A 21,693-nucleotide genomic window follows, 5' to 3' on the forward strand; every position below is an offset into this window, starting at 1 on the left:
CGATGCTTTTGACTGCATGCGCTTGCACAAGCGATCGATATCATTGGCTCGAGGCGCAATCTTGCCGAGGGCCTCTACTTCGCCAAACCCGACAGAATACGCGACCACGATCGAATCCTTGTGAACATCCAGGCCGACAAACACCGTGCTATCGTTATTCACGCTGACCTCCGTGCCGGAAACAGGCTGTTGAGTATTGGCTTAGACCATACTCTTGCGGCTCTGGCATTCGTGCTAACCCGCGTTTCACCTCCGCGCGGCGGTCAGCCTCGTGCGCAGCGAAAGTCATACTGTCTATATTGAGCAGTGACGACATTCACGTATGAGCACGCCGGGTGTCCGTCCTGGCGTTGCGCACGCTGTTGGGCTCGCGCGAGAACATTCGTCGCGAGGTGCCGTTCGTAAGTCGACACTGGGGGGGAGCATGGGAAGTCGCCTTGGAGGACAAGTCGTTTGTGTCACGCTGGCATTTGCCATCGCGGGCGGCGTGCCCCGTGCCAGCGCACAAACAGGCGTAAGTCCAGCTGTCGACACGTCCGCGCAAACGGCGGCGGTTGCGACGTCCGCGCCGCGACGGAGGTCCGATGCCATGCTGGCTGGCGACGTCCGTCGGGCCCTCGTGCGCAATCCTGGGGTGAACTCCATGAATATTCACGTACAGGTGCGCGGTGGCATCGTTACGCTGACTGGGTGGGTACCACAGCGCTCGCAGATCGAGCGGGCCAGTATCGCGGCAAGATCAGTTCGCGGCGTCAGAGCGGTTTCGAATCGTTTAACGGTACGAACGGGGCACGGCGGCGGTCGTTGAGCCGCACCGATTGGGACGGCACACCCATACCAGACAAGCGCGAACGACTGCTCACCATTTTCGGAACGACAGTGCAGAGGGCCGACCGCTACGTGTAGGCCGCGTTACCCCGCCGCCTTGCCCCCAAGATCGACCGTATCGACAAAATCCTCCGTCACACGAGGCAGCGTCCGTCCACGTTTCTTGACAAGCGCAATCGGGCGCACGAATGCCGGATCATCGATCGGCCGCATAACGAGACCTCGCTCCGCGTGCACTTCGCGCGCGGACTCCGGAAGAACCGAGATCCCGAGGCCGCCGCGCACCATCGCAACGGCGGTCATCATGTACATCGGCTCGCACGCGATATCGGGCGTGCAACGGGCGTTCGCCAGCGCGGCGTCTACGACAGCGCGCACACTCGTTCCCGGCGCGGTCAGCACGAGCGGCATCGAAGCGAAGTCGTCGACCGTCACCTTGCGCTTGCGGGCTAGCGGGTGGGTCTTCGGGCACACGATCACCAGCCGGTCTTCGCCCGTCTGCAGGACATCGAGCGTCGCATCGACGCTGTGCCCGCCCGTCAGACCGATATCCACCTCTTCATTGCGCACGAGCGCGTTGACAGCGCTCGCGACGACATCGCGAACCTGAAACCGCGCCTGTGGCACGCGCTGGCGAAACGCCCGGATCAACTCGGGCAGCGCGCTGGCGGCGAAGGTCGGCAGGCACGCGAGTCGCACTGTGCCGCTCGACCCGTCGCCGAGCGCGCGCGCATCTCTAAGAGCCTGCTCCATATCGCTTAGCGATCGCGTCAGGATAGGCAGCAATTCGCGGCCCGTCTGGGTCAGCGCAACGCTGCGGCTGTTGCGATCGAACAAACGCGCACCCACCGTTTCCTCGAGGCGTCGAATCTGCACGGTCAGCGCGGGCTGCGACAAATGCAGCCGCGCCGCCGCGCGCGTGAAGTTGCCCGCGTGCGCCACGGTCACGAAAGCACGAATGTCGCGTAGATTGAGATCCATAACGAACTGTGATTGCTACGATCAATTCATTTCAATTGCGTTATTGAAGCGCCGAACTTACGCTGGTCCGCACTAAAAGACAAGACTGGAGACACAACATGCTGCCTTTGCTGGGGCTCGTGACGATCGTGGTGCTGCTGGCCGCGATTCTTTCAAAACGTATGTCGCCGCTCGTCGCGCTCATCATCGTGCCGCTCGTCGCGTCGCTGATCGGCGGATTCGGCTTTCAGACGAGCAAGTTCGTCATCGACGGATTGAAAGGCCTCGCGCCGGTCGTCGGCATGTTCGTGTTCGCGATTCTCTATTTCGGCACGATCACGGATGCGGGCACGCTCGATCCGATCATCGACCGCATCCTGCGCACGGTCGGCACCAAGCCGACGCGCATCGTGGTGGGCACGACGCTGCTCGCGCTGCTCATTCACCTCGACGGCTCGGGCGCGGTCTGCTTTCTCGTCACCATCCCGGCCATGCTGCCGCTATACGAGCGCCTGAACATGGACAAGCGCGTGCTCGCGGCGGCCGTTTCGATGGCGGCCGGCATCAACTTCCTGCCGTGGACGGGGCCGATGATCCGCGCATCGGCGTCGCTGCATCTGCCGATTTCGGCGCTTTTCAATCCGTTGATTCCGGTCCAGGCGATCGGCCTCGTGTTCGTGTTCAGCATGGCCTGGTGGCTCGGCCGGCGCGAGGAAAAGCGCCTCGGCTATTCTTCCGCCAGCGGCACAGTTCCGCTACCCAAACGCGAGCTCACACCCGAGGAACAGGCGCTGCGCCGCCCGAAGCACTTCTGGTTCAACATCGTGCTGACGATCGTCGTGCTCGGCACGATGGTCGTGATGGGCGAGAAAATTCCGCCCGCGATCATGTTCATGGTGGGCTTGTGCGTCGCGCTGATGGTGAATTACCCGAACGTCGACATGCAGCGCAAGCGCATCGACGCCCACGCGCGCGCCGCGCTGATGATGGCGGGCATTCTGCTCGCAGCGGGCGTGTTCACCGGCATCATGCAGGGCAGCGGCATGCTCAAGGCGATGGCGCAGGCCGCGGTCGGTTTCGTGCCGCCTGCGTTTGCGGGGCACATTCCGGTCGTGCTCGGCGTGCTGTCGATGCCGCTCTCGATGCTCTTCGACCCCGATTCGTTTTATTTCGGCGTGCTGCCGGTGATCGCCGAAGTGGCGTCGCAGCTCGGCGTGCCGGCGGTGCACATCGGGCAGGCCGCGCTGCTCGGCCAGATGACCACCGGTTTTCCCGTGAGCCCGCTCACGCCCGCGACGTTTCTCGTCGTCGGCCTGTGTGGAATCGATCTCGCGGATCATCAGAAGTTCACGTTTCCGCTGCTGTTCGGCGCGTCGATCGTCATGACGATCGCGTGCGTCGTGCTGGGCGTGTTTCCGCTGTAAAGAGGAGTGGCAGAAGTCATGAACCGGACCGAATCACCAAGGCGCGTACGGATAGGCGCGGGTGCAGGCTACTCGGGCGACCGCATCGAACCCGCTGTCGAACTCGCCGAGCATGGCGCGCTGGACTACCTCGTGTTCGAATGCCTCGCGGAACGCACGGTCGCGATCGCCCAACAAACGCGCCGTCACGATGCCGCTCTCGGCTACGATCCGCTGCTCGAAGCCCGCATGCGCGCCGTACTGCCGGTCGCCGTGCGCAACCGCGTACGCATCATTTCGAACATGGGCGCGGCCAATGCACGCGCGGCGGCGATCAAGACGGCGCGGATTGCGCAGGAACTTGGACTCAGCGGACTGAAGATTGCCGCAGTTACCGGTGACGATGTGCTCGATGTCGTCCTGCGTTCCCAACTGCGCTTCGAAGAGTCCGGCGACGATGTCAGCGCCTACACGGACCGCATCGTTTCGGCAAATGCGTATCTCGGCGCAGCGCCGATTGTCGAGGCGCTCGCGGCGGGCGCGGATATCGTGCTCACGGGTCGCGTCGCGGACCCGTCGTTGTTCGCCGCGCCGCTCATTCACGAGTTCGGCTGGCGCATGGACGACTGGAACACGCTCGGGCAGGCGACCGTCGTCGGCCATTTGCTCGAGTGCGCGGGACAGGTGACAGGTGGCTATTTCGCCGATCCCGGTTTCAAGGACGTGCCGGATCTCGCGCGGCTAGGCTTTCCGATCGGCGAAGTCGGCGCCGATGGCAGCGTCGTCGTGACGAAGGTGCCGCATGCGGGCGGCCGCGTGACTGAGGCGACATGCAAGGAACAATTGCTCTACGAGATTCACGATCCGCAACGCTACTTTCAGCCCGATGTCGTCGCTGACTTCAGCGGGGTGCGCGTCGAGGAAGAGGCGCAAGACCGCGTGCGCGTGACCGGCGGGCGCGGCAGTACACGTACGGGAACACTGAAGGTATCGGTCGCGTATGTCGATGGCTATATCGGAGAGGGGCAGATTTCCTACGGCGGACCGGGCGCGGTTGAACGTGCGCGACTTGCGCTCGACATCGTGCGGGAGCGCCTCGCGACCACGGGCGTCGACACGAGCGAACTGCGTTTTGACCTGATCGGCGTGAATGCGCTCTATGGCGACGCCCTCGCGGCACGTCACGACGCGCCGTACGAAGTACGCGTTCGCGTGGCAGGGCGCGCGGCGAACGCAAAGGAAGCGGCGCGAATCGGCAACGAGGTCGAAACGCTCTACACCAACGGACCTGCGGGCGGCGGGGGCGTCACGAAATCGACTCGGGAGGTGCTCGCCGTGCAGTCTGTCTTGCTGCCACGCGAACAGGTAAATCCGGTATTCCAGGTTGTCGAGGCAAGCGATGAAACTGCGTGAACTGGCCCATGGCCGCACTGGCGACAAAGGCAATACGCTGAACATCTCGGTGATTTGCTACGACGCGAAGCACTACGCCCATCTGCACAACGTCTTGACGCCGGAGCGCGTCAAGGCGCATCTCGCCGACGTCGTCAAAGGCGAGGTCGTGCGCTACGAACTACCGCTTCTCGACGCGTTCAATTTCGTGCTCGGCAACGCGCTGGGTGGGGGCGTGACGCGTTCGCTGGCGCTGGATGCGCACGGCAAGTCGATGAGCATGGCGCTCCTCGATCTCGAAATAGACGACCTTCCTGAATGACCGCATGACGGCGCGCTTTCCGAAAGGCGCCGTGTGACACCCGGGGTTAGCTTTAAGGGTTCTCCCCAATGCAGACCCATGTCCCAAAATTTGTATGATGACCTTATGACGTGGCAAATCTGCTGATATGTTCGAGAAGATTCCCAACCGGGCGCTGAGCGACACGGTCGCGCAACAGCTGCTCGCACAGATCGACAAAGGCACGTTCGCGCGCGGCGGCAAGCTGCCGACGGAAGCCGTGCTCGCCCTGGAGTTCGGCGTCAGCCGCACGGTGATCCGCGAGGCCATTTCGCGTCTGAAGAACGAAGGCGTGGTCGAGCCGCGTCAGGGCAGCGGCGTGTACGTGGCCGCGCATGGCGCGATCCGGCCGCTGCGCATCGACTACGCGGAAGCGATGGAAGGCGGCTCGGTGCTGCAGATCCTTGCGGTGCGCCGCGCGATCGAAGCCGAAGTCGCGGCGGAAGCCGCCATGCGCCGCACCGACGCCGACATGGTGGCGATCGACGCCGCACTCAAGAAGATCGATGAGGCCGTCGCCGAAGGCCGCGACGGCGTTGCCGAAGACGTCGCGTTTCACCGCGCGATCGCCAGCGTGACGGGCAATCCGTACTTTCTGAAGACGCTGACGTTTCTCAATCAATACCTCGAAGCGGGCACGGTCATCACGCGCCGCAACGAGGCGCTGCGCGAGGACTTCTCGCGGCAGGTGCGCGACGAACACGCCGCGATCGCCGCCGCGATCCGCGCAGGCGACCCGATGGCCGCGCGCAATGCCGCGCAAACCCACATGTACAACGCGGCGCGCCGTCTGGCCGAAGCCGGTATCGGCTGAGTTCGCAGATGCATTCGCTCGCGCAATCCGCGGCGCACTGTCTGCGGCCCTGTTCGTAGAGGAAAAGGTATGTCGAGAAATGTCGGAGTGATTGGTCTGGGCGCGATGGGCATGGGTGTCGCGCGTTCGCTGCTGCGCGGCGGTTTCAACGTCCATGCATGCGACGTGCGCCGCGAAGTGCTCGACCAGTTCGTGGCCGCCGGCGGCACGGCCTGCGCGAGTCCCGCCGAGCTTGGCGCGCGGTGCGACGTGGTCGTCACGCTCGTCGTCAATGCCGCGCAAACGGAAACGGTGCTGTTCGGCGAGCAGGGTGCGGTGCATTCGATGAAGCCGGGCGGCGTCGTGATTGCGTGCGCGACGGTTGCGCCCGACTTCGCGATCGACCTCGGCCGCCGTGTGGAAGCGGCCGGCCTGCAACTGCTCGATGCACCCGTATCGGGCGGCGCGGCGCGCGCGGCATCGGGCGAAATGACGATGATGACGTCCGGGCCCGCCGCCGCATATGCCGCGTGCGAGGACGTGCTCGCCGCGATGGCGGGCAAGGTGTACCGGCTGGGCGAGCAGCATGGCGCGGGCTCGAAGGTGAAGATCATCAACCAGTTGCTCGCGGGTGTGCACATCGCCGCCGCCGCCGAGGCGATGGCGCTCGGTCTTCGCGAAGGCGTCGATCCCGATGCGCTCTACGACGTGATTACGCACAGCGCCGGCAACTCGTGGATGTTCGAGAACCGCGTGCCGCACATTCTCAACGGCGACTACACGCCGCTGTCGGCCGTCGACATCTTCGTCAAGGATCTCGGCCTCGTGCTCGATACCGCGCGACGCTCGAAGTTTCCGCTGCCGTTGTCGGCGGCTGCGCATCAGATGTTCATGATGGCCTCGACGGCAGGTCACGGCGGCGAAGACGATTCGGCCGTGATTAAGATTTTCCCGGGCATCGATGTGCCCGCGAAGCGCTGAGCGGGGAAGGGTGCAACAACATGACAAACACGAACGCCTCTGCCGCAAAGCCGCTGCTCGGCTGCATCGCCGACGATTTCACGGGCGCGACCGATCTCGCGAACATGCTGGTGCGCGGCGGGATGCGCACCGTGCAGACGATCGGCGTGCCCGGCGCCGACACGCGCATCGAAGCCGACGCGCTCGTGGTCGCGCTGAAGTCGCGCACGATCGCTGCTGCCGACGCCGTGGCGCAGTCGCTTGCCGCCCTCGAATGGCTGCGCGCGCAAGGTTGCCGCCAGTTCTTCTTCAAGTACTGCTCGACCTTCGATTCGACCGATCAAGGCAACATCGGGCCCGTGGCCGACGCGCTGCTCGACGCGCTGTCGACCATCGAAGGCGACGTGCCGTTCACCATCGCCTGTCCCGCGTTTCCGGAAAACGGCCGCACGATCTATCGCGGGCATCTGTTCGTTGGTGACGTGCTGCTGAACGAGTCGGGCATGGAGCATCATCCGCTTACGCCGATGACGGACGCGAACCTCGTGCGCGTGCTGCAACGTCAGACGCGCTCGAAAGTCGGTCTCGTGAGATACGACGCCGTGGCGCGAGGCGCGCAAGCCGTGCACGCCTCGATCGGCGCGCTGCGGGCCGACGGCGTGCGCATGGCAATCGCCGATGCCGTCTCGGATGCCGATCTCTACACGCTCGGCGAGGCGTGCGCGGGCCTGCCGCTGATCACGGGCGGCTCGGGCGTCGCACTCGGGTTGCCCGCGAATTTCCGCCGCGCCGGTTTGCTCGCCGATGCCGCCGATGCAGGCGAGTTGCCGCGTATCGACGGCGCGTCGGCGGTGCTGGCGGGCAGTGCGTCGAAGGCGACGAATGCCCAGGTGGCCGCATGGCGCGAAACGCGTCCCGCGTTCCGCATCGACCCGCTTGCGGCGGCGCGCGGCGAGCCCGTCGTCGAGCAAGCGTTGGCCTTCGCGCGCGAGCACATGCGCGCGGCACAGCAACCCGTGCTGATCTACGCGACGGCATCGCCCGACGAGGTGAAGGCGACACAGCGCGAACTCGGTGTGGCGCAAGCCGGCGAACTGGTCGAGCGCACGCTCGCGTCGATTGCGCGCGGGCTGCGCGATTTCGGCGTACGCAAGTTCGTTGTCGCGGGCGGCGAGACCTCGGGCGCGGTGGTGCAGGCGCTGGGCGTCGACATGCTGCGCATCGGCAAGCAGATCGATCCAGGCGTGCCCGCCACCGCCACCATCGCGGCCGAACCACTTGCGCTCGCGCTCAAGTCCGGCAACTTCGGCGCAGTCGACTTCTTCGCGAAGGCGCTGCATATGCTCGACGGAGGTGCGAAATGACGGCGGCCATTCACACGAGCAGCGAAGCGAAAGTCCGCGAGGAAATCTGCGTGACGGGCGCGAGCCTCTACGAGCGCGGCTACACCGTCGGCAGCGCGGGCAACATCAGCGCGCGGCTCGACGACGGCTGGCTCATCACGCCGACGGATGCCTGCCTGGGTCGGCTCGATCCCGCGGAGATCGCGAAGGTCGACCTCGACGGCAATGCGGTTTCGGGCGGCAAGCCGTCGAAAACGCTGGCGCTGCATCGCGGCGTCTACGAGCGTAACCGTGAAGCGCGCGGCATCGTGCACACGCATTCGACACACCTTGTCGCGCTGACGCTCGCAGGCGTCTGGAGCGACGCCGACGTGTTGCCGCCCATCACGCCGTACTACGTCATGAAGGTCGGGCACGTTCCGCTGATCCGCTACCGGCGTCCTGGCGATCCGCAAGTCGCGCAACAGATCGCCTCGCTCGCCGATGGCGTGCGCGGCGTGCTGCTCGAGCGGCTCGGGCCGGTCGTGTGGGAGCGTTCCGTTTCGCAGGCTTCGTACGTAATCGAAGAACTGGAAGAGACGGCGCGTTTGTGGCTGATGACGAACCCGCGCCCCGCGCCGCTCGACGACACCGCGCTCGAGGAGTTGCGCACGGTGTTCGGCGCGCGCTGGTAACGCTTACCGTATTCAAGGAGTCGCTTCGATGCCACGCTTCGCCGCCAATCTTTCGATGATGTACAACGAACACGCGTTTCTCGACCGCTTCGCTGCTGCCGCGCGCGACGGTTTCGAGGCTGTGGAGTTTCTGTTCCCTTATGAGTTTCCGGCCGCCGACATCAAGCAGCGTCTTGACGACAACGGCCTCACTCAAGCGCTGTTCAATGCGCCGCCGGGTGACTGGGCGGCGGGCGAGCGCGGGACCGCGTCGCTGCCGGGCCGCGAGGACGAGTTTCGCCGCAGTATCGAGACCGCACTCGAATACGCGCGTGTACTCGGCAACGACAAGCTGCACGTGATGGCCGGGTTGATCAAACCGGAGCAATCGCGCGCCGCGCATCGCGAGGTGTATCTGAAGAACCTTGCCTATGCGGCGCAGGCCGCCCAGGCGGACGGCATTACCGTCGTCATCGAGCCGATCAACACACGCGATATTCCCGGCTTCTTTCTGAACCGGCAAGACGACGCGCAGGCGATCTGCGCGGAAGTCGGTGCGCCGAACCTGAAAGTGCAGTTCGATCTCTACCACTGCCAGATTGTCGAAGGCGATCTCGCCGTCAAGCTCAAGCGTGACATCAAGGGCATCGGGCATATCCAGATTGCGGGCGTGCCCGAGCGGCACGAGCCGGATCTTGGCGAAGTGAACTACCCGTATCTGTTCTCGCTGATCGACGCACTTGGCTACGACGGCTGGGTCGGTTGCGAATATCGGCCGCGCGCCGGCACATCGGAAGGGCTTGGATGGATCAGGCCGTACGTGAAGGCGCGCAGCTGAGCGCACAGACCTGAGCGCATTCGACGGACACACTGGAGGAACCACAGCGACATGAAAGTACTGATCACGGGCGGTGCGGGATTTCTGGGCCAGCGTCTCGCGCGCGAGCTGCTCGCACGCGGCGAACTGAAGGGCGCGGACGGGCAGCGCGAGCCGATCACCGAACTGGTGCTGCTCGACGTCGTCGCGGCGCCGGGACCGGCTGACGAACGCGTGCGGGTGGAAGTCGGCGACATTGCCGAGCGCAGCGTGCTTGAACGCATCATCGACGAGAAGACGGCGGCGATTTTTCATCTCGCGGCGATCGTCAGCGGCCAGGCGGAAGCGGACTTCGATCTCGGCATGCGGATCAATCTCGACGCCTCGAGGCTGCTGCTCGACGTGTGCCGCGAGCGCGGGCATCGGCCGCGCGTCGTGTTCACGAGTTCGGTCGCCGTCTATGGCGGCGAACTGCCCGAGGTCGTCCACGACGACACCGCATTGAATCCGCAGTCGTCGTACGGCGCGCAAAAGGCCGTCGCCGAGTTGCTGCTCAATGATTTCTCGCGGCGCGGTTTCGTCGATGGCCGCGCGCTGCGTCTGCCGACCATCAGCGTGCGCCCAGGCAAGCCGAATGCAGCGGCGTCCTCGTTTGCCAGCGGCATCGTTCGCGAGCCGCTCAACGGTGAGCCGACGGTGTGCCCGGTGAGCGGTTCGACGCGGCTGTGGCTGCTCTCGCCGCGCAAGGCCATCGAATGCCTCGTTGCCGGATGCGAGGTCGACGGCGCCGCGCTCGGCAACCGGCGCACGGTGAATCTGCCGGGCGTCTCGGTGACGGTCGACGAGATGATCGCCGCGCTGCGCGACGTGGCGGGCGATGCCGTCGCGGCACGGATCGAATGGAAGGCGGATGAGCGTGTGGAGAAGATCGTCGGCAGCTGGCCCGCGCAGTGGGACATTGCACGCGCGACCCAGCTTGGCCTGCAAGGCGACGCGTCGTTCAAGGATATCGTGCGCGCGTTCGTCGACGATGAACTCGGCGGGAAGATTGCGCAGCATTGATTGCGTGCCCGGCTTCTTGCGCGAGAAACAACACGCGCCGCCATCGCAGACCTGAGTCTTTGCGAGGCGGCGTTCTTGCTTTACCGCAGTTGGAGCCCCTCGCGGTGCTGCGGGCCGCGCGGACCGTAGTCGAGTTCGGCGCCCAGATTGCTGCTGCGCGTGATCGGCGCGGGCGCATCGCAGGCGTCCATGATCGATTCGACGAAAACCAGTCTGTCGTTCGGCGCGGCGAGGGCGTTTTGCAGATCCCCGCAGGTCCTGGCCACGAACGACTGCACGGCGGCGCCCGGATGGAGCACTTTCGGCAGTTCCGCGTAGGCCCAGTTCGCGATGTCGTTGTAGGGCTCGGTCTTGCCGAGGTAGCCGCGTTCGATGGTGTAGCCGCCATTGTTGATCAGCAGGATTGCCGGCTTGTGGTCGTGGTGCAGAATGGTCGACAACTCCTGCGCCGTGACCTGGAACGAACCATCGCCGATGAGCAACACGTGGCGGCGTTCGGGCGCCGCAGTCAGCGCGCCGAGCAGGGCGCCGACCGAATAGCCAATCGATCCCCAGTTGATCGATCCGATGAACGTGCAGCCCGGCGGCAACTTCAGGCCGAGCAGGGAAAACGACGTGCCGTTGTCGACATACAGGACGTCGCCGGGCCGCAGATAATCCTGGACAGCCTGCCAGTAGGCGGCTTGCGTCAGCTTCGCGGCAGCCTCGACGTGCATGCGGGCGGCCGGCGCGTCGACCGGGCCTTGCACGCGCGTCGCAACCAGCGGGATGGCATCGATCACGCCCCGTAGCACCTCCTTGAGCGTCACCGCCTGATAGTTGTCTTCGCCGATGTCAACGGCGTGCGCACGCGCGTGGATCGTGCGGGCCGGAAGCGTTGCCGAGAAATCGCCCGTCGTCACTTCGATCGGCCGGTAGCCCACGGCGAGCAGGCAGTCGCTGCTCTCGATCGTCTCTTGTACCCCAGGCTCGCTGCCGTTGCCGGCGTAGATGCCGACATACTGCGGGTGCGATTCGTCGATCACGCCCTTGGCGGCGTTGATCACCGCGACCGGGGCCTGGAGCTTTTCCGCGAGCGCCACGAGTTCGGGGGCGACGCCGAACCGGTCGGCGTCCGTATCCACGAGGATCGCCGGTGCCGTTGCTGCGGAAAACTGTTGGGCGAGCGCGGCGATGCACGTTTGCAACCGTTCCGGATCGCTCGGAACGTGGGCAAGAACGAGCGGCGCGGCCGGCACCTCGATCTCGAGGTAGGCGATGTCGGAAGGCAGCTCCATATAAACCGGGAGCTTTTCCCGCCAGGCGGTGAGGATCAGCCGGTCGATCTCGACGACGGCGTTGCGCGGCGTGATCCTCGCCTGGGCGACCGTCACCGGCGCATAGGCGCGCAGGAAGTGGTCGAAGTTGCCGTCGGCCATGGTGTGATGCATGCCGAGGCCGCGATCGATGGAGCGCAGCGGGATCGAACCGCTGATGCAGATGACGGGGACGTGCTCGGCGTAGGCGCCGGCCACGCCGTTCAGTGCGCTCAACGCGCCGACCCCGTTCGTGACGAGCAGCGCGCCCAGGCCGTTGAGCCGCGCATAACCGTCCGCGGCATAAGAGGAGGTCAACTCGCCCGTGGTGCCGACCCATTCCAGCGCACCGGTATCGTGGAGTTGCTGCAACAGCGCGAGATTGTAGTCGCCAGCGACGCCAAACAAATGACGAATGCCGGCTTCCTCGAGGCGGCGCAACAGGAAGTCGCCAATCGTCATGCGTTGGGTGAGTTTTGCCGTGTTGTGCGTGGCTTCCATGGAGGACTCCTTAGTGGGTCATTGGAGGAATGTGCGGTACCGGTGATCCATCGCACTCCGCGGAAACGGTGCCGCGCAAGTCGGTCTGCGGTACAACGGATTCGCAGTCTAGGCACTGGGCAAAAACAGCAGCGTGACCGGGCCATTACAAAAAAATATCAGGGAGAGAACACGCTGCACTTCGTCATTTCTCTGTAATGATTGAGTAACGGCCCTGTTGGAACGCACTGCCTAGACTGCTATCACGCCTGGCTGGCATAGGGGCGCAAAACGAGCACAGAATCAGTGACACGCGCATGAGAGTGCAGGGATCGACGCCATGAAAATTCTCGTCATCGAAGACGAAGCCAAGACCAGCGAGTACATCCAGAACGGCTTGACGGAAGCCGGCTACGTGGTGGACGTGGCCACGAACGGCATCGACGGGCTGCACCTCGCACAGGAGATGGCTTACGACCTGATCCTGCTCGACGTGATGATGCCGGAGATGGACGGCTGGACCGTCATGAAGAAGCTCGGTGCCCGCATCAAGACTCCAGTGTTGTTCCTGAGCGCACGGGGCACGCTAGAAGACCGGCTCAAGGGCCTCGATCTCGGCGCCGACGACTATCTCGTCAAGCCTTTCTCGTTTGCCGAGTTGCTGGCGCGTATCCGCATCATACTGCGGCGCGGCCAGCCACAAAAGCAGGAGGAGCAGGTCTTCGAAGTCGGGGATCTGCGGGTCGATGTGCCGAAGCGGCGAGTCGACCGGGGCGGCGCGCGCCTCACGCTCACCAACAAGGAATTCAACCTGCTGGCGTTCTTTCTGGAGCATCAAGGTCAGGTACTATCGCGCGCCCTGATCGCTTCGCGCGTCTGGGACATGAACTTCGACAGCGACAGCAACGTGGTCGATGTGGCGGTGCGCCGGCTGCGGCAGAAGATCGACGACCCGTTCCCGGTTCGTCTGATTCATACGATTCACGGCGTGGGATACCGTTTCGAGTACGAAGCATGAAGCGGCTTTCGCTCACCACGCGCCTTGCGGTGTTATACGCGCTCATCGTTTTTACCGCGATGGCGTTGCTCGGCACCTTGCTGTATCGCGGGCTGGAGCGGCAGTTGATCGTGCGCGACGACGCGGCGCTGGTGACGCGTGTGGACCAGCTTCGCACGCTGATGAACGATGTCGACGTGCGCGAGCTGATACGCGACAAGCCCCATCTTTTCGCGAACATGCTCGGCAATACGGAATCGCTGCTGATCGTGGGCTTTCCGGGTGAAGCGCCGCTCATTACGGTGAATCCCGGTCACCGGGCGGTGCCGGACATGAAGCCGGTGCCGGTCGACATGCCGCTCACACTCGGCGCCGTGCAGCATACGGTTGCGGCCGATGGGACGCCGTTCATCTACGTCGCCGCTGCGGCGCACGACGTAGCTGGGAAACAGGACCTGCAGATCATCTCCGGCCGCTTGCTGACCGAGCGTACGCAATTGCTGCGGGCATATCGCAACCAGATACTGCTATTTGCCTCCGCTGGCGCAACTATCGTCGCCTTGCTCGCTTTCGTCCTCGCGCGCCGCAACATGCAGCCGTTGCGTGTTCTCGCGGCGCAAACCGGGGCGATCGGTGTCAGCACGCTTTCGACGCGCATCGAGCAGCGCGCCACGCCGCCCGAACTCGACGCACTGATCGCCGCATTCAACGGCATGCTCGACCGGCTCGAGCGCGGGTTCACCCAGTTGAAACAGGTATCGGCCGACATGGCGCACGACCTGCGCACGCCCATCGGCAATCTGCTCGGGCAGACCGAAGTCGGCTTGAGCCAGACGCGCGACATCGCGTATTACCAACGGCTACTCGGTTCGAATTACGAGGAGCTGCAACGCCTGTCGAAGATGATCGACAACATGCTGTTCCTCGCGCGCACCGAGCAGGCCGATAACGCCATCGAGCGCAAGGACGTGCCGCTCGCGGTGGAATTCGAGCGCATGCAGGAGTACTTCGAAGGTCTCGCGGAGGACCGCAACGTGAGCCTCGAATGGCGCGGCGAAGGCCACGTATGCGCGGATCCGGATCTGCTGCGCCGTGCGCTGGGCAATCTGCTTGCGAATGCCTTGCGGTATGCGGAGCCGGGTACGGCCATCTCGACCGTGGCGCAGCAAGGACCGGAGGCCACGACGCTCCATGTCGAAAACCGCGGACCGACGATCGAGCCGCATCATCTCGAACGGATCTTCGACCGCTTCTATCGGGCCGATCCGTCACGGCACCGCTCGTCGGAGTCCAGCGGGCTAGGGCTTTCGATCGTGCGCAGCATCATGTTGCTGCACGGCGGCACGTGGCAAGCATCCAGCAGCAACGGCGTGACGCGCTTTACGCTCGTGTTCCCGCGGCAGCGCGAGCGGCGCAGCCAGTAGGCGCCCCAGGGGCGGCGGTGCGACAAACCGCGCTATGATGGGCTGCCGTGAATTGGGGAATGCGGGACGCAACCCATCGATGCGCGCGTGGGTTGCCGGTACGAGTGGAATTCAGCATCTATTCCAGTCATGAAGCCCAGTCATGAAGCGTAGAAGAAACGATGAAACAACGTACATGGCCCAGACTCGCTCTCGTTTGTTCATTCGTGGCTTTCATGCCGCTTGCGGGTTGCGTGGCCCGCGGTGCGCCGTCCTGGTCGCTCTTCGGTGCGTACTTTCCGTACTGGCTCGTGAGCGCCATGATCGGCATCGTGGGCGCGCTCGTCGCGCATCGCGTGTTCATCTCGACTGGCTGGATTCGCGTGGTGCCGTACCAGCTTTCCGTCTGCACCGCGATCGGCATCGTCGCCGGGGTGCTCGTCTGGCTGTGGGGAACGGGGCAGCTCTGACATGAAAATGGCCGGCCAGAATCCTCGACATGCATGGAAGGGTCGCGCGATCGCCGTCGTGATCGTGCTGCTCGGCGCCGCGGCGCTTTGGTACGCGTACGACCGCTCGTCGCGCTATCCGTCCACCGACGATGCGTCCATCGACGCTGACGTCGTCCACGTCGCGTCCCCGGTGGGCGGCCGCATCATACGTGTTCCCGTGGAGGAGAACCAGCATGTCGCCAAAGGCGACGTGCTGTTCGAAATCGATCCGGTGCCGTACCGGCTCGCGGTCGCGCAGGCGCAGGCCGAAGTCGAGCTGGCGCGCGCCTCGCTCGCCACGCGCCGCCGCACGCTGATCGGCGAGACGTCGAACGCGACGATCGCGGCCGACCAGACTCGTCGTGCGACGCACAACTACGACCTCGCGACGCGCAGCCTCGAGCGCCTGCGGCCGCTCGAGGCGCAAGGCTATGTGTCCGCGCAGCAACTCGACCAGGCGGTCGTGGCGCAGCGCGACGCGAGCGTCTCGCTCGCGCAGGCGAAGGTGCAGCAGCGTTCCTCTGCGCAGACGATAGGCGACGACACCGACGCGATCGCGGCGCTGCATGCGCGCGAAGCCGCGCTGGCGATCGCGCAGCGCGGCCTCGACGATACGGTCGTACGCGCGCCGTTCGACGGCTACGTGACGGGACTGACGATCCTCGCGGGCGAGACCGTCGCGCCGAACCAGTCCATCTTCACGCTGGTTCACTCGGGCGAATGGTTTGCCGTGGCGAACTTCCGCGAGACGGCGCTCGGCGCCATCGAGGTGGGCGACTGCGCCACCGTGTACTCGATGATCGACCGCAGACAGCCAATGAGCGGCAAGGTGATCGGCATCGGCGCGGGCATCATGGACACGGACCGCGTGAACCTGCCGCGCAGCCTGCCTTACGTGCAGCAGTCGGTGAACTGGGTGCGCGTGGCGCAACGCTTCCCGGTTCGCGTGCGCATCGACGCGCCGGTCAACAGACTGGTGCGCATCGGCGCCAGTGCGATCGTCGAGGTCCGGCATGGCCAGTCTTGCCGGTGACATCAGGCGGCCCGGTCCGCGGGAAATCGCCAGGCTGCTCGCGCCGTTTCCGGGCCGCGCCGCGATCGTCACACGCATCGCGCTGATCTGCGCGCTCACGGCGCTCGTGACGGTCGGCTACGGCACGCCCGGTGCCGCGACTGCCGTCTATATCGTGTTCTTCCTGAACCGGCCCGACCGCATGACGAGCGTGGTCATGTCGTTCGCCTTGATGCTGCTCGTGACCGTGATCATCGGGATCGTAATGATCTTCGCGATCCTCACGATCGACCAGCCGCCGCTGCGCGTGGCGAGCATGGCGCTCCTGTCGTTCGGACTGCTATTCGCCACGTCGGCAAGCAAGCTTCGTCCGATCGGCGCGATCCTGGCGATGATCGTCGGCTTCGGGCTCGACGAACTCGGCCTCGCGCCGCTTGGCGAAGCGGCGACGCGTGGCCTGATGTACGCATGGCTGATGGTTGCGATTCCCATCGGCGTGGCGATCGTCGTGAACCTCGTGATCGCACCGTCGCCGCGCCGGCTTGCTACCGCGCAGCTTGCGCGGCGCCTGAGGCTCGCTGCGCACCGCCTCACTGGCACGGCGAGCGACGAGGAGCGCGCCGCGTTCGAAGCGTGCATGCGCGAGGGCGATCACCAGATCCTCACGTGGCTGAAGCTCTCGACGCTCGAAGGCACGTTGGTGCCGGCCGACGGCGCGGCGCTGCGCCAGGCGGCGGCGTCCACCACGGCGATCCTGGTCGCGACGGATTTTGCGGCGAGCGAGTCCGGCGCGCGCCTGCCCGACGCGTGTGCGGCACAGCTTGCCGCAACGATGACGCAGATGGCCGCGATGCTGGAGGCGGGCGGCTATCCCGTGGATGTCAAGCTCGATATGCCGCACCTGCCCGAGGGAGCCGCGCTACCGGCGCTCGTGCTTGCCGACCTGCGCGCTGCGCTGGAGGGCTTCGCGGTGCCGCCTGCGGAAGGCGCCGCCGCGCCTGTTCCGGCTCCCGAAAAAACCGCCGAGCCTCCTGCACGCAGCGGCTTTTTCGACGCCGATGCCTTCTCGAACCCCGATCACGTCCGTTACGCGCTGAAGACTACCGCGGCGGCGATGTTCTGCTACGTGCTGTACCAGCAACTCGACTGGCAGGGCATTCATACGTGCTTCATCACCTGCTATATGGTGTCGCTCAGCACCACGGCCGAAACCGTCGAGAAGCTGACCTTGCGCATTGCGGGCTGTCTCGTCGGCGCGTTGCTCGGCACGGCGGCGATCGTGTTCGTCACGCCGCGTTTGACCTCGGTGGGCGAACTGATGGCGCTGGTGTTCGCGGGCGCCTGGCTGGCCGCGTGGGTGGCGATGGGTTCCGCCCGGATCGCCTACGCGGGCATGCAGATCGCGTTCGCGTTCTTCCTGTGCGTGATCCAGGGCGCGGCGCCCGCGTTCGACCTGACGCTCGCGCGCGACCGCGTGATCGGCATCCTGATCGGCAACGTCGTGATCTATCTGGTCTTCACGCGCGTCTGGCCGGTGAGCATCGCCAGCCGGATCGACGCGACGTTCAAGGCGCTCGTGGCGCAATGGAGCCGCATCGCGCGCGCCGCGGACGCCCGCACGCGCAGCGCGCTCGCGGCAGGCGCGCTCGCCCAGTACGGCGGACTGCGCCAGGATATCGGGCTGATCCATTACGAGCCTTCGTGGGTGCGTCCCGAGCCGGAGTGGGTGGCGAGCCGGCGGCGTGCACTTGCGGAAATCGAGGCGCTGGAGGCGCCGCTGGTCCTGGCGGCAGGGCGCGCGGGCGCGTCGCGGCTGGCTGAGATCGCCGAGCGCCTCGCTGCCGGCGACGACACGCACGGGCAAGCCGCACAGCCTGCCGCCGACATGCAGACGCGAGACATCGGGGCCACGGAGGACCGCACGGCCGACCCCGCGCTCGATGCGCTCCAAAGCGTCATCGCCAGGCGGTTCGGACAGATCGCCGAGATCACGCGCCCAGCTTCGGCCACGGAGACGACGACCGATGCGCGCCCCTGAACCGACGCCCCGGCTCATGGTATTGGCCGCCACGCTGGCTGCCGCATTGGCTATATCGGGACTCGAGGGTTGTGCGACGTCGTCGATCGATCTCGCACCTGCGGCGCCGGACCGCCCCTGGCAGCCGCAGACGGACGCCGGCGGCAACATCGTGCCCGGGCCGCCGCGCAGCGCCAGCGAGGCGACGCAGGCGGGCTACACGTTGCCGCGCAGCGCCGCGCTCGCTTCGATCGAACCCGCGGCGGCGCTCGATGCGAACCACGCGTACACGCTGCCCGAGCTGATCGATCTAGCGGAGTCGACGAACCCGCTCACGCGCATCGCCTGGAACGACGCGCGCAATGCGGCGCTCGCGGCGGGCATCGCGAAGACCACCTACTTGCCGCAGCTCACCGCGACCGCCATGGGCGGATACCAGGCGGCGAGCGGCGCCGCATCGACGCCGCTGCTCGGCACCACATCGACCAACTCGAATATTCACGGCACGGTTTCGGTACTCTCGCTGCAATGGCTACTATTCGACTTCGGCGGCCGTCGTGCGCGCGTCGATGCGGCCAAACAGCTTTCCGTGGCGGCGAACGTCGCCTTCACGTCCGTTCACCAGCACGTGATCCACGACGTGAGCATCGCGTACTACGCGTACGCAGCCGCGAGCGCGCGGGAGCATACCGCGCAGCAGGCGCTCGACAACGCGGACGGCATTCTCAGCGCCGCGCGCGCACGGCGAAAGCAGGGCGTGGGCACAGTCGTCGAGGTCGCACAGGCCACGCAGAACCGCGCCCAGGCCAATCTTCTGAAGGTGCAGGCGGACGGCGCGTTGAGCGACAGCTATCTGAGCCTCGTCTCGGCGCTCGGCATCTCGCCGTTGTCGAAACCGCTGATCGCCCCGTTGCCGGCGCGTATGCTCACGCCGGCGCTGCACCAGAGCGTCGATGAAATCGTGACCGATGCGATTGCGCGGCGGCCGGACGTGCAGGGCGCCTATGCGCTGGAACAGGCCAACCAGGCGAAGATCCGCGCGGCCGAATCCGCCTTCATGCCGAGGATATTTCTCTCCGCCGCGGCCGCGTATGGCACCGGCACGACGTCGATCACGGCGATTCCCCCGGTCGGCGATCAGGCGGCGACGGTGAACCTGAACGGCAGCCGCCGCAGCGGCAGCATATTCCTCGGCGTGACGATTCCGCTATACGACGGCGGCTTGCGCTCCGCCGTGCTGATGCAGGCGCGCAACGATGCAGACAGTGCGTCCGCGCAGTTGACCCATACGAGGCAAGAAGCCGTCCGGCAGATCGTTGCCGCGCAGAACGGGCTTTCGACGAGCCTCGCGTCGAACGACGCCGCGAAGGCACTGGTCGAGGCCGCGCAGACGACTTACGACGCGGCGTTCACCGCGTACCGGCACGGCGTCGGCACCATCACCGACGCGCTCCTCACGCAGAATCAGCTGCTCGCCGCGCAGAACGCGTATGCCGACAGCTACAGCGCCGCGCTTTCTGCCGCGGCGACACTCGCGCTGGCAACGGGCGAGATCGGCTCGCCGTCCATGGTAGGCGAGCCGTCTCAGTAGGTAGAGCCACTAAATACGCTGCGCCGGCGTTCAGCTGCCGAAATACGTCATGCAAAAGCTGGCCGGGCCCACACAGGTGGTCGGTGCGGGCGTATGCGTACGAGAACCCGCGGCCGAACTGCCCGCCATCGATACGCCACCCATGTCGCGTTGCACCGAAGCTTGCGCGTATTGTGCCGCTGCGACCTTGGCCTCGGCTGCCTGAATGTCAGCCGGATAGTCGATGTCGTCGCCGCGGCCCGGGCTGTATCCGGCCTGCTCGACACGCACGAGATCCGCACGCACTTCGGCGCGGGTCAGCGGTTGAGTGGACTGCGCGAAGCTATATGCCGGGACGGCGACCGCAGAAGCCGCGACGAGAATGCTGAGAAGAAGCCTGGACATGATCAATACTCCTATATATCCGCAGAGCGGATGAGTCGGGAAGGAAAGCCGCAGCATCGACTGTGCATAGACGCGAAGACAGGCTTAGGACCGAGCGACTTGAAACATGGCTAAGCGGGGCAAGGCGTTACTGCGTGGTTGCAGTGTAGGTAGGCGCTTCGGTCGCCAAGGTTACCCGGTGATTACAAGAAAATAACGAATCATCCGTCCCTTTGATTGGATGGCCCGGCGCGGGCACGTCATTATTTCGTAATGACCGGGTAACCCTCTCGTTCGAGGCAGCTTTTTAGACTGGCCGTGTTGTCAATCGATTCGTTCACACCGCGTCATTCCAAGGAGCTGCCATGTCTTTCCCTTCCTTCCGTTCTGCCGTTGCTCATGCTGCAGCGGCGCTTTGCCTGGTTGCCGGTGCCGCGACGACAGCGCAGGCCGCGCCCATCAAGAACGTCGTCCTCGTGCATGGCGCGTTTGTGGGTGGCGCCGGATGGCGTCCGGTGTACGACATTCTCACGAAGGACGGCTACAACGTGACGCTCGTGCAAGAGCCGCTGACGTCATTCAAGGACGACGTGACGGCGACGAAGCGCGTCATCGATAGCCTGGATGGACCGTGCGTGCTCGTCGGCCATAGCTACGGCGGCGCGATCATCACGGAGGCGGGCAACGACGAACATGTGAAGTCGCTCGTCTACATTGCCGCGCATGCGCTCGATGTCGGCGAGACTGAAGTCTCGAATGGCAAGCGTTATCCGAATGCGACGCCCCATGAGGACATCGTGAAGACAGCCGACGACTATCTGTACCTGAATCCCGTCGACTATCCGCGCGATTTCGCAGCCGATCTTCCGATTACGCAGGCTGAATTCGAGGCGCATGAGCAAATGCCGACCGCGGCAGGTGTATTCGCGTCGGAAATCCCGGATCCGGCATGGAAGATCAAGCCTACGTTCTATCTGGTTGCGAAGGCGGACAAGATCATCAACCCGGACCTCGAACGCATGTACGCGAAGCGCGCTCATGCACAGACGGTGGAAATCGATGGCGCCAGCCATTCGGTTTATGAGTCGCATCCGAAGGAAGTGGCCGCGTTGATCGAACAGGCGGCTCAACCAGGGCAGGAATCGGACATCACTAATGAGCCAGAATCAGACATTACAAAAAAGCTGTGACAAGTAATGTCCCGGCCAGATACAGATGTCGTACTGCGGGCTAAATACAGATGTCGCATCTCTTCCCCGGTCTGATGTTCCTGCAGTGCTGAAGGCCAGCGGTTGAAGCAGCAGGGCGCTTGTGCCTGTTCAGCGGGTCCGGGCAGTCCGCTGGCCAGGTCTGGATGGCTGCGTTGCTAGCGTCTTTCGCTGCGCAAGGTTTACGATCACGGCCTCCATGTCGGCCTGCGTGAACTCGCGCGTCTTCTTCGTGCCGGGCGCACGCTCATGGCTACGCACCTCGATGCCGCGGTTGGTGCGCGA

At 65.0% G+C, this 21,693-nt stretch carries 20 protein-coding genes and 1 pseudogene; 17 read left to right on the forward strand and 4 right to left on the reverse strand.

Translation table 11 applies throughout. The features are described 5' to 3' along the window. Positions 1-162: pseudogene (locus BFD71_RS42640) on the reverse strand (IS110 family transposase); the annotation flags it as partial. Positions 163-589: 427 nt separating this feature from the next. On the opposite strand from BFD71_RS42640, the gene BFD71_RS42645 reads away from it, so the two are divergent. Next, a complete protein-coding gene (locus BFD71_RS42645; RefSeq protein WP_256095105.1) occupies positions 590-808 on the forward strand; it encodes a BON domain-containing protein in 219 nt (72 codons plus the stop codon). 104 nt (positions 809-912) lie between these two features. Here BFD71_RS42645 and BFD71_RS37945 read toward each other — a convergent pair whose 3' ends face one another. Then, positions 913-1,809 (reverse strand): LysR family transcriptional regulator, encoded by an 897-nt coding sequence (locus tag BFD71_RS37945; protein WP_069269311.1) that lies wholly within the window; start codon positions 1,807-1,809, stop codon positions 913-915. A gap of 98 nt (positions 1,810-1,907) precedes the next feature. Here BFD71_RS37945 and BFD71_RS37950 point away from each other — a divergent pair, with 98 nt between their 5' ends. The 9 genes from BFD71_RS37950 (at position 1,908) to denD (ending at position 10,551) form a co-directional block, all read left to right on the forward strand. Next, complete coding sequence (locus BFD71_RS37950) at positions 1,908-3,212, forward strand: CitMHS family transporter (RefSeq protein ID WP_069269312.1); 1,305 nt, start codon at positions 1,908-1,910, stop codon at positions 3,210-3,212. 18 nt (positions 3,213-3,230) lie between these two features. Then, positions 3,231-4,604 carry an acyclic terpene utilization AtuA family protein gene (locus BFD71_RS37955; protein ID WP_069269313.1) on the forward strand — a complete coding sequence of 458 codons (1,374 nt, stop codon included), beginning with the start codon at positions 3,231-3,233 and terminating at the stop codon, positions 4,602-4,604. Then, positions 4,591-4,905 (forward strand): AtuA-related protein, encoded by a 315-nt coding sequence (locus tag BFD71_RS37960; RefSeq protein WP_069269314.1) that lies wholly within the window; start codon positions 4,591-4,593, stop codon positions 4,903-4,905. Before BFD71_RS37955 ends, BFD71_RS37960 begins: the two co-directional genes overlap by 14 nt. A 127-nt stretch (positions 4,906-5,032) precedes the next feature. Beyond that, positions 5,033-5,737: a FadR/GntR family transcriptional regulator gene (locus BFD71_RS37965; protein WP_069269315.1), complete on the forward strand. Its 705-nt coding sequence runs from the start codon at positions 5,033-5,035 to the stop codon at positions 5,735-5,737. A 69-nt stretch (positions 5,738-5,806) separates the two neighbouring features. After that, positions 5,807-6,697 carry an L-threonate dehydrogenase gene (gene ltnD / locus BFD71_RS37970; protein WP_069269316.1) on the forward strand — a complete coding sequence of 297 codons (891 nt, stop codon included), beginning with the start codon at positions 5,807-5,809 and terminating at the stop codon, positions 6,695-6,697. A gap of 20 nt (positions 6,698-6,717) precedes the next feature. Beyond that, complete coding sequence (gene otnK, locus BFD71_RS37975) at positions 6,718-8,040, forward strand: 3-oxo-tetronate kinase (RefSeq protein ID WP_069269317.1); 1,323 nt, start codon at positions 6,718-6,720, stop codon at positions 8,038-8,040. After that, the gene (gene otnC, locus BFD71_RS37980) at positions 8,037-8,693 is read left to right on the forward strand and encodes a 3-oxo-tetronate 4-phosphate decarboxylase (protein WP_069269318.1); all 657 of its coding nucleotides are present in this window, start codon (positions 8,037-8,039) and stop codon (positions 8,691-8,693) included. Before otnK ends, otnC begins: the two co-directional genes overlap by 4 nt. A gap of 28 nt (positions 8,694-8,721) precedes the next feature. Further along, on the forward strand, positions 8,722-9,510 hold the full coding sequence (otnI, locus tag BFD71_RS37985; protein ID WP_069269319.1) for a 2-oxo-tetronate isomerase: 789 nt from the start codon (positions 8,722-8,724) through the stop codon (positions 9,508-9,510). 51 nt (positions 9,511-9,561) lie between these two features. Continuing rightward, positions 9,562-10,551, forward strand: a complete 990-nt coding sequence (gene denD, locus BFD71_RS37990) for a D-erythronate dehydrogenase (protein ID WP_069269320.1) — start codon at positions 9,562-9,564, stop codon at positions 10,549-10,551. Between the two features lie 80 nt (positions 10,552-10,631). On the opposite strand, the gene BFD71_RS37995 is transcribed toward denD, so the two are convergent. Beyond that, a complete protein-coding gene (locus tag BFD71_RS37995; RefSeq protein ID WP_083245730.1) occupies positions 10,632-12,347 on the reverse strand; it encodes an alpha-keto acid decarboxylase family protein in 1,716 nt (571 codons plus the stop codon). Positions 12,348-12,666: 319 nt separating this feature from the next. Between BFD71_RS37995 and BFD71_RS38000 the strand changes: the two genes are divergently transcribed. The 6 genes from BFD71_RS38000 to BFD71_RS38025 all read left to right on the forward strand — a co-directional run bounded on the left by BFD71_RS38000 (position 12,667) and on the right by BFD71_RS38025 (position 19,837). Continuing rightward, a complete protein-coding gene (locus tag BFD71_RS38000; protein ID WP_069269321.1) occupies positions 12,667-13,344 on the forward strand; it encodes a heavy metal response regulator transcription factor in 678 nt (225 codons plus the stop codon). Beyond that, entirely contained in the window at positions 13,341-14,747 is a 1,407-nt protein-coding gene (locus BFD71_RS38005; RefSeq protein WP_069269322.1) for a heavy metal sensor histidine kinase, read from the forward strand. Before BFD71_RS38000 ends, BFD71_RS38005 begins: the two co-directional genes overlap by 4 nt. A gap of 161 nt (positions 14,748-14,908) precedes the next feature. Then, positions 14,909-15,196: a hypothetical protein gene (locus BFD71_RS38010; protein ID WP_069269323.1), complete on the forward strand. Its 288-nt coding sequence runs from the start codon at positions 14,909-14,911 to the stop codon at positions 15,194-15,196. 1 nt (position 15,197) lies between these two features. Further along, on the forward strand, positions 15,198-16,250 hold the full coding sequence (gene mdtN / locus BFD71_RS38015; RefSeq protein WP_069269324.1) for a multidrug transporter subunit MdtN: 1,053 nt from the start codon (positions 15,198-15,200) through the stop codon (positions 16,248-16,250). Next, positions 16,231-18,267, forward strand: a complete 2,037-nt coding sequence (locus BFD71_RS38020) for an FUSC family protein (protein ID WP_069269325.1) — start codon at positions 16,231-16,233, stop codon at positions 18,265-18,267. Before mdtN ends, BFD71_RS38020 begins: the two co-directional genes overlap by 20 nt. Next, complete coding sequence (locus tag BFD71_RS38025; RefSeq protein ID WP_069269326.1) at positions 18,254-19,837, forward strand: TolC family protein; 1,584 nt, start codon at positions 18,254-18,256, stop codon at positions 19,835-19,837. The genes BFD71_RS38020 and BFD71_RS38025 overlap by 14 nt, the downstream gene beginning before the upstream one ends. 30 nt (positions 19,838-19,867) lie before the next feature. On the opposite strand, the gene BFD71_RS38030 is transcribed toward BFD71_RS38025, so the two are convergent. Beyond that, positions 19,868-20,221 carry a DUF4148 domain-containing protein gene (locus tag BFD71_RS38030; RefSeq protein WP_069269327.1) on the reverse strand — a complete coding sequence of 118 codons (354 nt, stop codon included), beginning with the start codon at positions 20,219-20,221 and terminating at the stop codon, positions 19,868-19,870. Positions 20,222-20,565: 344 nt separating this feature from the next. Between BFD71_RS38030 and BFD71_RS38035 the strand changes: the two genes are divergently transcribed. Then, a complete protein-coding gene (locus BFD71_RS38035) occupies positions 20,566-21,390 on the forward strand; it encodes an alpha/beta hydrolase (RefSeq protein WP_069269328.1) in 825 nt (274 codons plus the stop codon). Positions 21,391-21,693: the final 303 nt, after the last annotated feature.

This window comes from Paraburkholderia nodosa (genome assembly GCF_001718195.1).
GTDB lineage: Bacteria > Pseudomonadota > Gammaproteobacteria > Burkholderiales > Burkholderiaceae > Paraburkholderia > Paraburkholderia nodosa_A.

Coding starts and splice junctions, on each gene's coding strand:
- BFD71_RS42645 (WP_256095105.1), top strand. CDS start 590: ATGCTGGCTGGCGACGTCCGTCGGGCCCTCGTGCGCAATCCTGGGGTG.
- BFD71_RS37945 (WP_069269311.1), bottom strand. CDS start 1,809: ATGGATCTCAATCTACGCGACATTCGTGCTTTCGTGACCGTGGCGCAC.
- BFD71_RS37950 (WP_069269312.1), top strand. CDS start 1,908: ATGCTGCCTTTGCTGGGGCTCGTGACGATCGTGGTGCTGCTGGCCGCG.
- BFD71_RS37955 (WP_069269313.1), top strand. CDS start 3,231: ATGAACCGGACCGAATCACCAAGGCGCGTACGGATAGGCGCGGGTGCA.
- BFD71_RS37960 (WP_069269314.1), top strand. CDS start 4,591: ATGAAACTGCGTGAACTGGCCCATGGCCGCACTGGCGACAAAGGCAAT.
- BFD71_RS37965 (WP_069269315.1), top strand. CDS start 5,033: ATGTTCGAGAAGATTCCCAACCGGGCGCTGAGCGACACGGTCGCGCAA.
- ltnD (WP_069269316.1), top strand. CDS start 5,807: ATGTCGAGAAATGTCGGAGTGATTGGTCTGGGCGCGATGGGCATGGGT.
- otnK (WP_069269317.1), top strand. CDS start 6,718: ATGACAAACACGAACGCCTCTGCCGCAAAGCCGCTGCTCGGCTGCATC.
- otnC (WP_069269318.1), top strand. CDS start 8,037: ATGACGGCGGCCATTCACACGAGCAGCGAAGCGAAAGTCCGCGAGGAA.
- otnI (WP_069269319.1), top strand. CDS start 8,722: ATGCCACGCTTCGCCGCCAATCTTTCGATGATGTACAACGAACACGCG.
- denD (WP_069269320.1), top strand. CDS start 9,562: ATGAAAGTACTGATCACGGGCGGTGCGGGATTTCTGGGCCAGCGTCTC.
- BFD71_RS37995 (WP_083245730.1), bottom strand. CDS start 12,347: ATGGAAGCCACGCACAACACGGCAAAACTCACCCAACGCATGACGATT.
- BFD71_RS38000 (WP_069269321.1), top strand. CDS start 12,667: ATGAAAATTCTCGTCATCGAAGACGAAGCCAAGACCAGCGAGTACATC.
- BFD71_RS38005 (WP_069269322.1), top strand. CDS start 13,341: ATGAAGCGGCTTTCGCTCACCACGCGCCTTGCGGTGTTATACGCGCTC.
- BFD71_RS38010 (WP_069269323.1), top strand. CDS start 14,909: ATGAAACAACGTACATGGCCCAGACTCGCTCTCGTTTGTTCATTCGTG.
- mdtN (WP_069269324.1), top strand. CDS start 15,198: ATGAAAATGGCCGGCCAGAATCCTCGACATGCATGGAAGGGTCGCGCG.
- BFD71_RS38020 (WP_069269325.1), top strand. CDS start 16,231: ATGGCCAGTCTTGCCGGTGACATCAGGCGGCCCGGTCCGCGGGAAATC.
- BFD71_RS38025 (WP_069269326.1), top strand. CDS start 18,254: ATGCGCGCCCCTGAACCGACGCCCCGGCTCATGGTATTGGCCGCCACG.
- BFD71_RS38030 (WP_069269327.1), bottom strand. CDS start 20,221: ATGTCCAGGCTTCTTCTCAGCATTCTCGTCGCGGCTTCTGCGGTCGCC.
- BFD71_RS38035 (WP_069269328.1), top strand. CDS start 20,566: ATGTCTTTCCCTTCCTTCCGTTCTGCCGTTGCTCATGCTGCAGCGGCG.